Raw genomic sequence first — 12,852 nt, 5'->3', positions numbered from 1 at the left:
GTCGAGGCAATGTGCTCGTCCAGGTGGGCGCGGCCTCGGTACATCCCTGCCGCCACTCCGGCGGAGGGACCGCTCCTCTCGAAAGAAGAACCGATGACCACCCGAACGAAAACCCCGAACCTGCTCGACGACCGGCCGGTCCCCGTGCACGCCAAGCTCGCCGCCGCATGGACCAGCTTCATGTTCCTCTACATCTACGTCGACTACTTCCACCTGCACAAGCCCGGCGTCATCGACAACCTCCGCGCCGGCGTCGTCTTCGAGTTCGACGTCAGCCCGACGTTGTTGACCATGATGCTCGCGTCCGTGGCGATCCCGGCCCTGATGGTGATGCTCTCCATGACGCTGCCCGCCCGGGTGAACCGCGCCACGAACCTCGTCGTCGCATCGCTCTACATCCCTTACTCGGTGTTCAACGCGGTAGGGGAGTCCTGGGACTGGGCCCCCTTCTACGGCCTCTCCATCGGGATCGAAGTGCTGCTCCTGGCCTTCATCGTGCGCTCCGCCTGGACATGGCCCCGAACCCCCGCCGGCCCGGCCGGTCCCGCGATGACCGACCTTCGACAGTAGGTGTCCGTGTAGAGCCCTACGGCGTGAAGCCCGCCCGCGGACACCGGGCTGACCCCGCGCCCGTAGGCCGGACGGCGGCTGACCGACCAGCAGACCTCATCCATCAGTTGGACCAGTGGTTGGCGTTGAGCATTGACCGACGTCATGGACGCCGTTGACGGCGGGCGTTCCCGCCGGCTACCCGTGATTGTCCGCTTCGGCGTCGGCGAGGGCGCGGAATCCGGCGGGTGCAAGGTCTTCGGCCTCGCTGCCGCAGGCGTCCGTCTCGCTTGGCCTCTTGCGCGTCAGTCCGACAGCCAGTGCAGCTCGTGCGCCAGGGTTCTTGCGACGGCACGAATGCGGCGGTGAAGCGGCGACTGCTCGCGTGGGAGGACCAGGTGGATGGTCAGGCTGGGCGCGCCGCGCAGCGGTCGCCAGGTGAGACCGGCCGGTTGTGTCGTGACCGCGGCTCCCCCGGCCGGGGCGAGGGTGACCCCGTCGCGCAGGTCGCGTTGAGACATGTCGAAGGAGACTGCGGGCGTGTGGAATCGGGGGTGTGGTCGGGCGTCTCGGAACAGTGCGGACAGCTGATCGTGGATCACGGGGTTGGCCGCACGGTCCGGGAGCCGCAGCGGATACGCGGCCGCGACGGCGATCTCGATCTCCGGGTGTTCGGCCAGCGGATGGTGCTGCGCCAGCTGGACCCCGACGCGCATACGCCGCAGCAGGAACCGGCGCACGCCACGGCCCGGCTGTTCGCCGCGGGTGATCCCGGCCTCGATGCGGCCGTCGGCGACCGCGGGGGAGATCTCCGGTGTCGCCATCGGGACCGCGCTGACCGCGAGTCCGCTGTTGCCGCGAATCAGCCTGTCCACCAGGGCCGGTACCGTCTCGGCCCCGGCGCTGAGGCTGTAACCGATGCGCAGCGTGCCCAGTTCGCCGGCCGCCGCGCTCCGGGCGGTGTCCAAGGCCCGGTCCAGCGCCGCCAGCGCGGGCGGCGCGGACTCCGCCAAGGCGGCACCGGCCGTGGTCAACACGACGCTACGCGTGTTGCGGACCAGCAGGGCCGTGCCGAGTTCCGCCTCCAGTCGGCGCATCCGGGCGCTGAGTGCGGGCTGGGCGATACCGATCCGTGCGGCCGCGCGGGTGAAGTTCAACTCCTGCGCCAGCACCAGGAAGTACCGCAGGCTCACCGTGTCCGGCGCCACGTGCCCTCCCTGCCGATTGATAACGATCCGTTCTGAGTCTATCCAGAATCGGTCTTTCCCTCGGCCGTACATCGAGCCCTAACCTGCGCATATGACGATTCAAGCGGCCGCAGCACTCGTCGCCGGAATCGATCGATTTGAGGGTCGATTCGAAGTCGGACGTGTCCGGCCGAACACAGGAGGTTTCCATGGCTAAGGGCTACTGGGTCAGTGTCTACCCCGCCATTTCCGATCCTGAGGCCCTGACTGCCTACGACAAGCTGGCCGGTCCGGCTGTCCAGGCTGGGGGCGGGCGCAACCTGGCCCTCCTCCCATCCCGTGGCGGTCGAGTCGTCGCCCACGAGGCCGGGATCACGCAACGTGTCGTTCTGATCGAGTTCGACAGCTTTGAACAGGCCGTCGCGGCATACGAGAGCGAGGCTTACCAGAAGGCGCTGGTGGCATTCCCCGACGGCGTCCAGCGCGACTTCCGCATCATCGAAGGCATCGACTGACAGTGAGGTTCGCCGGGCGTGGCCCCACTGCCGGCGGGCAAGCTGTCAGCGCTGGCTCGCTACAGGCCGGTCTCCAAGGCGCCGACGTTGCGGGGATCTGGAAAGCGATCGGCAGGCGGCCACGCCGGCCACCGGCAGCGCCTGCGATCCCCAGGAGCCAACAGCCCTCAGCAGTCCCCGGCAGGCGGGTGTGTTTCCGGCTTCAGGTCAGCCCCTCCAGGTCTGGAGGGGCTGACCTTTTGGGGCTGGTCGGAGTCAGACGGTGGTGGCCAGCCAGCCGATGGTTTCGCGGGTGTGGTGTCCGTCGCTCTTGGTGGCGCCGGCGAGGATCTCGTTGATGCGGATCCGGAAGCCCTGCGGCGTCACGTCCGCGATTCTGAGGCCGGGGGTCTCGGGTCCGTTGAAGGTCTGGACGAAGGGGATGACGATCACGCGTGCCCCGGCGGGGAACGGGGTCGGGAACGTCACGTGGGTGAAGGTGGAGGTGTCGCCGCCGGTGGTGGCCACGGGGTGGGTGGAGTCCAGGTCGAGGACGCCGGTTTGGATCATGCTCATGCGGGGGCTCCTTGTGGTGAGAGTACGGCTCCGGGTTTCGCGCTATGTGATCAGAACCCTGATCTTGGCTACTGAATGTATATATTTGAACACTTTGAGTGATGTGTCGCGGCGGCGGGCGTTCGGAGGGAAGTCCGACGCTTCCCACTGCGATGACATGGCGGGGACGTTCGCCGCCGAGCAGTACGGTCCCCAGTCCTTTCGCCTGCGGGCGTCGGCGCTCAGACCGCGCTCACCCAGTGCGCCATGATTCCGGTCCGCCCATCGCCACCACTCTCGATGACGGCCTCGCCGGTCCCGATGCGGTAGGCGTGAAGTGTCACGACGTCTCCGGCGGCGAAGGTCTGCAGGAGCGTCTGCCCGGCGGTGGCTCGCAGCGTTGCATTGACGCCGGCCAGGCCGCTCTGCGCCTCACTGCCGGGCAGGGGCACGCCATTGATGAACAACGCTGTGTGGACATACAGGTGCGGCGACACCACAGCCACCGCGTGGAGGGCGTGATAGGAGACCTCCCACACACCGGGGAAGGGGATCTGCAGCTCCGGAACCTCAGAGACCTTCTCGTGGACACGGTCGGCACCCCTGAGCGGGTGGCCGAAGGCGAGCGGGCCCGTCTGGAGCCATACTTTCGAGGCTCCCTGCTGGGGAGACGCGGTGTTGGGTGCTGACATGTCTGGCACACCTTCCGGATGAGGGCCTTCCGCCCTTCGCTGGGGACGAGCCGCTGAACAGACGCGGGTCGTACTCGCATCGATGCGTCTCTTTGAGTATTCGTTCAACTCCGCTCTGTATTGAAGAGAGAGATTACTGTCCCTCTGGCCACATAAGCCCCACTACGGGTGCCCCACGAAACGTCTCTGCCGTCGTCATCGCGCCGGGCCGACCTGGACGTGGCCGTGTCGTGGCGGGCGGGGAACTACCGTCGCCTGCCACGAGGAGGTGCGGCAGGCACTGACCAGGTCGAGCAACTGGTTCCGCCGGACGGCGACGCGGCGGAAGCGGCGATGCGGGGCTTGCTTCCGGAACTGCCGAACGTCAGGGGCTGAGCACGATCTTGCCGTGGGTGTGTCGGCGTTCGAGTTCGGTGTAGGCCTGGCGGACCTGCGTCAGCGGGTAGACGTTGGCGATCGGGACTTCGAGGTGCCCGTCGGCGATCAGGGCGGCCAGTTCGGCGAGTACCTCAGCGGCCGGCCTGCCGTTGGTTCCGGGTTCGGTCTTGACCCCGTACCTCGCGGCCGCCGCGAAATCGGCGATGGTGTCGATGCGCTCGGCGGCGACGCCGAGGGCAAGGGCCATTTCGACGTACCCGCCGCCGTAGGCGTCGATGAAGGCGTCGATGCTGCTCGGTGCGGCGGTCTTGATCCGGTCGATGACGCCGTCACCGTAGGCGACCGGGATCACGCCGTGTGTTCGCAGCCACCCATGGTTGTGCTCGCTCGCCAGGCCGATGACCGTGGCTCCGGCGCGGCGCGCGAGCTGCACGGCGAGCGAGCCGACTCCTCCGGCTGCCGCGGAGACGACGACGGTCTCCCCGATGTCGAGTTGTACGGAATGCACTGCTCTCCACGCGGTCACTCCGGCGACGTACAGGCCGCCCGCCACCTCCCATGAGACGCTGTCCGGCTTGGGGGTGAGGTTGTCGACGTCGACCAGGACCAGCTCGGCCTGTGCTGCCCGCCGCTCGGAGAACCCGATCACCTCGTCGCCGACCGCGAATCGGTCGACTCCGGCGCCGACCTCGGCGACGATCCCGGCGAGGTCGCTGCCCTGCCCGGACGGAAGGGTCGAAGGAAAGACGTCGGCCATCGCGCCGGTGCGTATGGCCGCCTCACCGGGGTTGATGCCTGCGGCCTTGACCCGCACGAGGACCTGCCCGCTCCCGGGCACCGGCCGGTCGACCTCGTCGACCCGCAACACCTCGATTCCACCGAACTCGTCATATCTGACTGCCTTGGTCATTGTCTTGCTTCTCCTGTGGCGCGATGCGCGGCCGGCGTCGAGAACGGGAAGGTGTTACCAGGGCACGCTTCCGGCGTCGTCGAAGAATCCGCCGGTCGGTCCGTCGTCGGGCAGGGTCGCGAGGTGAATCGCGATGGCCGCGCCCTGTTGTGGCGTGCGGACGCCTTGGAAGCCGTTGAGGTCGGTGGCGGTGTAGCCGGGGCAGCCGGAGTTGATCAGGATGTTGGTGCCGCTCAGTTCCTTGACATATTGGACGGTGAGGGCGTTGAGGAAGGTCTTGGAGGCCAGATACGCGGCGGGAACCGGGCCCATGTCGATGCCCGGTGTGGTTTGCAGGGCGAGTGAGCCCACGCTGCTGGACATGTTGACGATCCGCGGTGCTGCCGAGTCGCGCAGCATCGGCAGCATCGCGTTGGTGACCCGGATGACGCCGATCACGTTGGTTTCCACGACGGCTCGCACGGTCGCGGGCTCGACCGTGGTCGGTGTCTGTGGCATTCCGCCGGTGATCGCGGCATTGTTGACCAGGACGTCGAGCCCTCCGGCATGGACGGCGATCAGCTCGGCCGCGGCGGCGACACTTTCGTCGTCGGTGACGTCGAGGGGCACGCCGAACGCATCGATCCCGGCCGCGCGCAGCTTCTCGACCGCGGTGTCGCGGCGATGTCCGTCCCTCGCGCCCACGCCGATTCGCCAGCCAAGGACCCCCAAGCCGGCGGCGATCTCGTATCCGATTCCCTTGTTCGCGCCGGTCACCAGCGCGATCGTCCGTTCGCTCATGCCGTCGATCATGTTGCGGACTCGGGTGGGGCGTCCAAGACCGGTCAGGTGGACGGCGATACCGCACGGGTATCGGCCGTGGTCAGCGCTGGATACGATGAGCCGGTGGAGACGCGGGAGTTGCGATACTTCGTCGCCGTGGCCGAGGAGTTGCACTTCGGACGGGCGGCACAACGGCTCTCGATGGCGCAACCACCACTGTCGCGGGCGATCCAGCAACTGGAACGGCGGCTCGGAGTCGTTCTGCTGCACCGCACCGCTCGCGCCGTCGCCCTGACCGAGGCCGGGTCGGTGCTGCTACGGGAAGCCCGGCTCGCGCTCGACGCGGTCGAAGCCGCCGAGCGCCGCACCCGCCGCGCCGCGGCTGACCAGCCCGGTGTGGTCCTGGCCACCAAGGCCGGAGCGTCCAAGGAACTGCTGGCGAAGCTTCTGCACGCCTACGCCGCTGAACCGGGCTCAGTGCCGGTCGAGGTGATGCTGTGCGGGCCGGGCGAGCCGGAGGGTCTGCTGCGCACCGGGCGCACCGACGTCGCTCTGCTCCACCGGCCTTACGACACGACGGCCGGACTCGACACCGAGGATCTGCACACCGAACAGCAGGTCGTGGTCCTGCCCAAGGGGCATCCGCTTGCCAACCGGGCGTATCTGTCGTCAGCCGAGGTCAAGGCCCAGACGGACCTGCCCCTGCCGCGCTGGCCCGGACGGGACGGCGGCCATCCGGACGGCCCCGGCCCGCAGGTGCGCGACCATACCCAACTGTTCCAACTGATCGCGCTCGGGCTGGCCTGCGCCGTCGTCCCCGAGTCGCTCCGAGACCAGCTGCGCGACGACTACGCCATCGTGCCGGTGCCGGACGCGCCGGCCGTCACGACCGTCATCGCCTGGCCGCCACACAGCAGATCCCGGGCCGTCGCCGACCTCGTCCGCACCGCGACACGCCTATGGTCGGCGGCCTAGTTCGAACGTCGCAATCCAAGCGGCGGGACGGACAGATCAAGAGGCCGACGCAATAACCGGAAATGGCCTCCGCCTCTCACGCAAGCGTTCGAGCGCGAGACTGCATGGAGCGAATGACGGCGACGTCGATGCCGATCTGCTCGGCGAACGCCCCGGTGTCCCAATATGAGCGCACCCGCGTGATCAGGCCTTCACAGTTGAAGGAGAAGAACGCGGCGATGTCCATCCTGTACGGCCGACCACGCGTCGGACCGGCGACAGAGGCGTCGGCCAACCCCGGCGGGACGGTGAGGGTGCCGGTCTCGACGAACTCGCATGCGACCGTTTCGCCCTCGACCACGGTCCTGACCACCTCCTCGTGGAGGTCCGGGGTCACCTTGCCGAAGAGCATCGACCACACCGGCCGGATGTTCTCCTTGCCCTGGATCGGCTCTGGGGTGGTGGGGAACTGGATGATCACGTCGTCCGACATGAGCGCGAGAACGGCATCCACATCGTGGCCGTTGTACGCCTCCCACTAGTGATTCATGACCTCTTCGAGGCTCATGGCCGTCTCCTCACGCTTGATCCTGTGCGGACGATCGCCGCACGCAGACGCTAATGGCAGATATGCCGTTATGGCAACTCTGCCATTTGGCAGATCTGTCACGCTGTGCTACGGTCTCGACCGTGACAGCCCGTGATGCCGAGTCCAACCTGCGAGAGCGCCGCAAGCGGCGTACTCAGAACGCGATCATCGACGCGGCCCTGCAGCTGTTCGAGGAGAAGGGGTACGACGCCGTCTCGGTGGAGGAGATCGCGGCGGCGGCCGACGTGTCGCCGCGGACCTTCTACCGCTACTTTCCCGCCAAAGAAGACGTTCTCGTGGTCGACCCTGAGGTGGAGGCCGCGATGCGGGCGGCCCTCGCCGAGCGCCGCCCCCACGAATCAGACGCGGACCTCGTGGCGCGGTCCATGATCACTGCACTGGCTGCCCGCCGCCCCGAACGCGCACGCAGCGCATATCACCTGCTCGACGCCACACCGGCGCTTCAAGCTCGCATCCACCAGTTGGTGTGGCGCGACCAGGAGCACGTTGTCGAAGCCCTGCTGGCGGGAGCGCCTCGGACTCCCGAGGCCGAGCTCCGCGCGCGTGTCATCACCCACGCCGTCACCGGGACGATCCGCGTGGCGGTGGTCGCCTGGATTCAGTCCGGCCAGCGCAGCACCGTCGTCGCACATTGCGAACAAGCTCTGACCTTCTTGCGCGAAGAGCTTGCTCACTGACGGGGTAATTCCGCAAGGAGCGCGACAATCACGAAGCAACTGCGGATGCGAACCATTCGGAGTCCGACGCTGCCCGTCCCCGCGCGGATCGCTCTGCGGTCGCGTCCCGTCGAGGCCCTCAGCGGCCGCGCCTGGGAGGGAGATCGACATGACCGAATCCTGCGTCGTGAGGGTGGCGTCCCGCGTGGGCGGGCCGTACTGCTCTTCTTAGCTGAACGCCGCGGCGTTGCGGGCCGCCCAGTCGGCGTAGGTGTGGGACTCGTCGCCGGTCAGTTCGCGCACGGCCGGTGACACGTCCGCGGCTCTGCCGACGAACGAGGCGAACAGCGTGAGCATCGAGTCCACGACCGGCGCGGGGGTATGCGCGATCATCTGCTCGCGCGCCTGCTCGGGAGACAGTTCCTCCAGACGCAGGTCGCGGCCCAGGACCTCGCCGAGGATCCGGACCCGCTCGGCCGTCGTCAGCGAGGCGGGCCCGCTCAGCTCGTACGCCTTGCCCGCGTGCCCGTAGTCGAGCAGCGTCCGCGCGGCCACCGCGGCGATGTCGCGTTCGTCGATCGGCGCGGTGGCGGCCTCGGCGAACGGAGCGCGCACCACGCCGCCGTTCTTGACGCCGGGCGCCCACCGCAGGTCGTTCGCCATGAACGCGCCGGGACGCAGGAACGTCCACGGCAGCCCCGACCCGGCCACGGCCCGCTCGTACTCGGCGTGGGCGCTGCCCAGCACGCCGGCCTGCTTCATGGTCACCGCCAGCGCGGACAGCAGCACCACGTGCCCGACGCCGGCCCTCGCGGCCTCGCGCAGGAAGCCGTCCACCTGGCCGGCGGCCGGGAGCAGGAACGCGCGGTCCGCTCCCCGCAACGCGACCCGCAGGTCCTCTGCCTGCGACATGTCGGCCTTGACCACCTCCACGCCGTCGGGCAGCCCGGCCCGCTCGGGGTTGCGGCTGATCGCCCGGACCTGCTCGCCCGCCCCGAGCAGCAGATCCACCAGCCGACGTCCGACGTTTCCCGTGGCGCCTGTCACCAGAATCACGTCTACCTCACTTCGGATATCCGAACTGTTTGGATATGGGCACTGTAACCTGTGACCGTGACGGACCCCGTTTCGCCCCCGCGACTGCCACGCCCCGAGGAGGTCAGGGAAGCCCTCGGCTTCGTCCCCCTGGTGGAGGCGTACTTCCGGCGAGCCCAGGCCGAGATGCCGGACCGGATGCGGGAGATCTTCCGCAGCCACGGGCTCACCGGGAGGCACGGCGCGGTCATCCCGCAGCTGACCGTCGAGTCGTCGCTCAGCGTGAGCGAGCTGGCCGACAGGATGGGCGTGTCGCTGCCTACCGCGAGCGAGCTGGTGGGCGACCTCAGCCGGGCCGGCCTGGTCGAACGCCGGGAGGATCCGGCCGACCGCCGCCGCACCCTGGTGTCGCTGGCCCCTGGCCATCGGGCCATGGTCGAGGGGTTCGTCGCCCTGCGCGCCGCGCCGCTGCTGCGCGTTCTGGACAACCTCTCGCCGTCGGACCGGCAGGGGTTCGTGGCGGGGCTGATCGCGTGGGCGCACGAGGTGCGCAACTGGTGACGCCGGGTCCGCGACGGGACCGGGCCCCGGCGCTATGACGGGGAGGGCGCGCAGCGGGTGGCGAGGCCGTCCAGGAGGCAGTCGAGGCCGAACGTGAAGCGGCGCTCGCTCTCGCGTTCGACGTCGATCTCGCCCGTGGCGGCCATCCGGCCGGCCAGCGTCGGGTGGCGTTCGGCGACCTGGCGCAGGTAATCGGCCGCCTGCTCGTCCCAGCCGGACCCGGTCCCGCTCATCCGGGCCAGCGTGTCGCGCCAGGCGACCTCCGCGATGACCGCGCCGACCACGTGGTCGTTGACGGCGGCCATGGCGGCGTCGAGGTCGGAGCCGGCGAACCCGGCGCTCTCCAGCAGGCGCAGCCCGGTCTCGGCCAGGGCGAGCGCGTTCGGGCCGAGGTTGGGCCGCACGGTCAGCTCGGACAGGGCCCACCGGTGGCGCAGCAGCATGGCGCGGTTGCTGCGGGCCAGCGCCGCCAGGCCGTCCCGCCAGCCGGACGTGCCGGGGCCGGCGCGCACCTCGCCCAGCACCCGGTCGAGGGCCAGCTCCAGCAGGTCGTCCTTGGTGTGGACGTACCAGTACAGCGACCCGGCGGTCACCCCCAGCTCGGTGGCGACGCGGCGCATCGACCCGCGATGACCCTCGGCGTCGAGGACGGCGACCGCCACCTCGACGATCCGCTCGCGGGTGAGCTGACGGTCGCGCGGCGGCCGCTCGGGACGCAGCCACACGGACCCGCCGGAGGACTCTGACGACGACACGCGATCACCCTACCCGCCTTGACGTCGTCTGCCATTCTATTATACAACGTTTAAGACTATTAAACACTGTTCAAGGAGGAGTCGGATGCCGGCCCTGATGTTCCGCCCGAACGGCCCGCTGCCGGGCGACGTGCACGTGACCGCGCTCGGCCCCGAGTCCGGGCCGCCGGTGATCTTCGTACACGGCTCCACGAGCTGGGGCGACGACCCGGTGTACGGATTCGCGGCGCAACGCCCGCTGGCCGGCCGGTTCCGGTTGCTGCTGATGGACCGCCGCGGCTACGGCGGCAGCCCGGACGCCGGGGACAGGTTCCCCGGCGACTACCTGGCCGACGCCGACGACATCGCCGAACTCCTCGGCGCGGGCGCGCACCTGGTCGGCCACTCCTACGGCGCCGTCGGAGCCATGATCGCGGCGGCGCGGCGGCCGGAGGCGGTGCGCTCGCTCACCTTGGTCGAGCCGGGCAGCTACCAGGCGGCCGCCGACCACCCCGCCGTGGCCGAGGCGCTGCGCGCCAACCGCGCCGCCTACGCCGACCTTCCCGACCTGACGCCCGAGGAGTGGCTGCGCGCCGCCGCCGGCTCGACCGGCATGCCCGAGCCCGGCACGGGCGAGCGGCGGTTGCGCGCGGCCGCCACGGCACTGCGCGAACGCGTCTGCTGGGAGGCGGGCCTCCCGCTGCCGGCGCTACGGGCGGCGTCCTTTCCCAAGCTGGTCGTCTCGGGCACCTGGGAGGGCGCGCCCGGGCCGTACCGGGAGCGCGGCGGCGTCCCTCTCATGGCCTGCGCACGGGTCACGGCCGAGCGGATCGGCGCCCGGCACGAGCAGGTGCCGGGCAGCGCCCACTACCCGCACGTCGAGGCGCCGGAGCGGCTGAACGCGCTGCTCACCGCCCTCTGGTCCGGCGCCTGACTGCCCCGGAAGGCGTCACGGGAGAGGCCCGTCAAGCCAGGAAGAACGTGGCCAGCGTGCGGGCGACCAGTGCGGGGTCGTTCTCCATGGGGATGTGGCCGGCCTCGGGGACCCGCACCAGCGTGGTGTTCGGCACCTCGTCGGCGAACCGCTGCGCGTAGCCGACCTGCTGGAAGGTGTCGTCCTCGCCCCACACCAGCAGCTTCGGCGCGTCGCAGGCGAGCAGGGCAGGCATCAGGTCGAGGGTGTAGCGGCTGTCGGCGGCGCCGGCCAGCGCCATCCAGGACCGCCCCACGCGTGGTTCGCGCCACGGGTCGAGGTAGTCGTCCAGCTCTCCTTCGGTGACAGGCCGGGCCAAGGCGGTGGTGACGGCCACGCGCCGGGCGGCGAGCAGGTCCTCCACGGTGGTGGCGGCGACCACGGCGGGGTCGCGGTAGCGCGCCACGCCGGGCACCGGCCAGGAGTCGTAGCTCACCGAGTTGACCAGCGCCAGCCGGGGAACCGCCGGCTCGCCGCCGGTCAGCAGCTGCTGGGCGACCGCGCCGCCGATGTCGTGCCCGGCCACGCCCGCGGGCGCGTCCATATCGAGCGCCGCCGCGAACCGCGTCACCCAGGCGGCCAGCGCGGGCACGGTGGCCGTCTCCAGCGTCAGCTCCCCTCCCGAGCGGCCCAGGCCGGGGAGGTCGACGGCGACCGGCCGCAACCCGGCCGCGGCCAGGTCGTCGAGCACCGGTAGCCAGACGCGGCTCCAATACGTGCCGTGGAGCAACAGGACCTGCGGGCCGTGCTCGCCCGCCGTCAGATAGCTGGCCGTACGGCCGTCGACGTCGATCGTCATGCGTGTGGACATGGCCATAACCATCAGGGAATGGATCGCCGCCGGTCAAATACCACTTAGGGTATGGCCCCATGACGTTGACGCAGCTCCGAGCGCTGATCGCGGTGGCCGAGCAAGGCGGGTTCACCGCGGCGGCGGACCTGCTCGGCATGTCCCAGCCCGCGGTCAGCCGCGCTGTCGCCGCTCTCGAACGCGAGCTCGGCGCACCCCTGTTCGTCCGTCACACCGACGGCATCGCCCTCACCGAGGCCGGGCGGCGCGCCCATCTTCGCGCCCGTGAGGCTCTTCGCCACTTCGACCTGATCCGCGCGGAGGTGGCGGCCGCCGCGGGTGAGGTCACCGGGCCGCTCCGGCTGGCCAGCCTGCCCAGCGCCACCGGCACCCTCATCGCCCACCGGTTGCGGACCTTCACCGATCGCCACCCTCAGGTCCAGGTACGCCTGTTCGAGGGGGCCGACGACGACGTCCGCGGCTGGCTGCAGGCGGGCGCGGCCGAGGTCGGCGTGGTCACGCTCCCTGCCCCCGGCCTGCACACGATCCCGCTCAGCACGCACGAGATGGTCGCCGTGGTGCCGGTCGGCCATCGCCTGGCGGGGCAGGAGACCGTCCACATCACCGACCTGGCCGGGCAGCCGTTCATCCTCACCACGGCGGGCTGCCGTCCGCTCATCACCGACGCGGCACGCCGGGCCGGCGTCCAGCTCGACGTCGCCTATGAGGCCGGCGGCCAATCGGCCATCCTCGAAATGGTGGCCGCGGGCCTGGGGGTCAGCATCGTGCCCACGCTCGGCCTGCCGGCCCAGTTCGGACCGGTCACGACCAGGCCGCTCGAACCGCGCCTCACCCGGACGCTCGCCCTGGCCGTCCTGTCGCCGAGCGACTGCGGACCCGCCGTACGGGCCTTCCTCGACCTGGCCGAACAATGATCTTTGGCAGGGTCGGGGCCTGACGGGCCATGGCCGGGGTTCTCGTCATCGTGATGCGACGATGGGGGTCAGGAAGT

At 70.0% G+C, this 12,852-nt stretch carries 15 protein-coding genes and 1 pseudogene; 7 read left to right on the top strand and 9 right to left on the bottom strand.

Going from position 1 to position 12,852, the window contains the following annotated elements:
- The first annotated feature begins 93 nt into the window (after positions 1-93).
- Positions 94-570 carry a DUF6326 family protein gene (locus tag ACIBQ6_RS13190; RefSeq protein WP_397211887.1) on the top strand — a complete coding sequence of 159 codons (477 nt, stop codon included), beginning with the start codon at positions 94-96 and terminating at the stop codon, positions 568-570.
- A 284-nt stretch (positions 571-854) separates the two neighbouring features.
- On the opposite strand, the gene ACIBQ6_RS13185 is transcribed toward ACIBQ6_RS13190, so the two are convergent.
- On the bottom strand, positions 855-1,757 hold the full coding sequence (locus tag ACIBQ6_RS13185) for a LysR family transcriptional regulator (protein ID WP_397211885.1): 903 nt from the start codon (positions 1,755-1,757) through the stop codon (positions 855-857).
- 188 nt (positions 1,758-1,945) lie between these two features.
- Here ACIBQ6_RS13185 and ACIBQ6_RS13180 point away from each other — a divergent pair, with 188 nt between their 5' ends.
- The gene (locus ACIBQ6_RS13180; protein ID WP_387674423.1) at positions 1,946-2,251 is read left to right on the top strand and encodes a DUF1330 domain-containing protein; all 306 of its coding nucleotides are present in this window, start codon (positions 1,946-1,948) and stop codon (positions 2,249-2,251) included.
- 255 nt (positions 2,252-2,506) lie between these two features.
- Here the strand turns inward: ACIBQ6_RS13180 and ACIBQ6_RS13175 are convergent, their stop codons facing one another.
- The 4 genes from ACIBQ6_RS13175 to ACIBQ6_RS13160 all read right to left on the bottom strand — a co-directional run bounded on the left by ACIBQ6_RS13175 (position 2,507) and on the right by ACIBQ6_RS13160 (position 5,557).
- On the bottom strand, positions 2,507-2,806 hold the full coding sequence (locus ACIBQ6_RS13175) for a hypothetical protein (RefSeq protein WP_364344686.1): 300 nt from the start codon (positions 2,804-2,806) through the stop codon (positions 2,507-2,509).
- Positions 2,807-3,027: 221 nt separating this feature from the next.
- A complete protein-coding gene (locus ACIBQ6_RS13170; RefSeq protein WP_397211883.1) occupies positions 3,028-3,477 on the bottom strand; it encodes a hypothetical protein in 450 nt (149 codons plus the stop codon).
- 364 nt (positions 3,478-3,841) lie between these two features.
- Positions 3,842-4,765, bottom strand: a complete 924-nt coding sequence (locus ACIBQ6_RS13165; RefSeq protein ID WP_397211881.1) for an NADP-dependent oxidoreductase — start codon at positions 4,763-4,765, stop codon at positions 3,842-3,844.
- Between the two features lie 54 nt (positions 4,766-4,819).
- Complete coding sequence (locus tag ACIBQ6_RS13160; protein ID WP_397211879.1) at positions 4,820-5,557, bottom strand: SDR family oxidoreductase; 738 nt, start codon at positions 5,555-5,557, stop codon at positions 4,820-4,822.
- A 93-nt stretch (positions 5,558-5,650) separates the two neighbouring features.
- Here ACIBQ6_RS13160 and ACIBQ6_RS13155 point away from each other — a divergent pair, with 93 nt between their 5' ends.
- Entirely contained in the window at positions 5,651-6,502 is an 852-nt protein-coding gene (locus tag ACIBQ6_RS13155) for a LysR family transcriptional regulator (protein WP_397211877.1), read from the top strand.
- Between the two features lie 76 nt (positions 6,503-6,578).
- Here ACIBQ6_RS13155 and ACIBQ6_RS13150 read toward each other — a convergent pair.
- Positions 6,579-7,004: pseudogene (locus tag ACIBQ6_RS13150) on the bottom strand (nuclear transport factor 2 family protein); the annotation flags it as partial.
- A gap of 167 nt (positions 7,005-7,171) precedes the next feature.
- Here ACIBQ6_RS13150 and ACIBQ6_RS13145 point away from each other — a divergent pair.
- Positions 7,172-7,768 carry a TetR family transcriptional regulator gene (locus ACIBQ6_RS13145; protein WP_397211875.1) on the top strand — a complete coding sequence of 199 codons (597 nt, stop codon included), beginning with the start codon at positions 7,172-7,174 and terminating at the stop codon, positions 7,766-7,768.
- A 207-nt stretch (positions 7,769-7,975) separates the two neighbouring features.
- On the opposite strand, the gene ACIBQ6_RS13140 is transcribed toward ACIBQ6_RS13145, so the two are convergent.
- Positions 7,976-8,803 (bottom strand): SDR family oxidoreductase, encoded by an 828-nt coding sequence (locus tag ACIBQ6_RS13140; protein WP_397211873.1) that lies wholly within the window; start codon positions 8,801-8,803, stop codon positions 7,976-7,978.
- 57 nt (positions 8,804-8,860) lie between these two features.
- Here ACIBQ6_RS13140 and ACIBQ6_RS13135 point away from each other — a divergent pair, with 57 nt between their 5' ends.
- Positions 8,861-9,343 carry a MarR family winged helix-turn-helix transcriptional regulator gene (locus ACIBQ6_RS13135; RefSeq protein WP_397211871.1) on the top strand — a complete coding sequence of 161 codons (483 nt, stop codon included), beginning with the start codon at positions 8,861-8,863 and terminating at the stop codon, positions 9,341-9,343.
- A 32-nt stretch (positions 9,344-9,375) separates the two neighbouring features.
- On the opposite strand, the gene ACIBQ6_RS13130 is transcribed toward ACIBQ6_RS13135, so the two are convergent.
- The gene (locus ACIBQ6_RS13130; protein ID WP_397211869.1) at positions 9,376-10,098 is read right to left on the bottom strand and encodes a TetR/AcrR family transcriptional regulator; all 723 of its coding nucleotides are present in this window, start codon (positions 10,096-10,098) and stop codon (positions 9,376-9,378) included.
- Between the two features lie 85 nt (positions 10,099-10,183).
- On the opposite strand from ACIBQ6_RS13130, the gene ACIBQ6_RS13125 reads away from it, so the two are divergent.
- Positions 10,184-11,011, top strand: coding sequence for an alpha/beta fold hydrolase (locus tag ACIBQ6_RS13125; protein ID WP_397211867.1), 828 nt, complete (start codon positions 10,184-10,186; stop codon positions 11,009-11,011).
- A gap of 31 nt (positions 11,012-11,042) precedes the next feature.
- Here the strand turns inward: ACIBQ6_RS13125 and ACIBQ6_RS13120 are convergent, their stop codons facing one another.
- Positions 11,043-11,861, bottom strand: a complete 819-nt coding sequence (locus tag ACIBQ6_RS13120; protein WP_397211865.1) for an alpha/beta fold hydrolase — start codon at positions 11,859-11,861, stop codon at positions 11,043-11,045.
- A 59-nt stretch (positions 11,862-11,920) separates the two neighbouring features.
- Between ACIBQ6_RS13120 and ACIBQ6_RS13115 the strand changes: the two genes are divergently transcribed.
- Positions 11,921-12,775, top strand: coding sequence for a LysR family transcriptional regulator (locus ACIBQ6_RS13115; protein ID WP_397211863.1), 855 nt, complete (start codon positions 11,921-11,923; stop codon positions 12,773-12,775).
- Positions 12,776-12,852: the final 77 nt, after the last annotated feature.

The organism is Nonomuraea sp. NPDC049655 (assembly GCF_044465465.1).
Classification (GTDB): domain Bacteria; phylum Actinomycetota; class Actinomycetes; order Streptosporangiales; family Streptosporangiaceae; genus Nonomuraea.
This window is presented reverse-complemented; position numbering and strand designations above follow the sequence as displayed.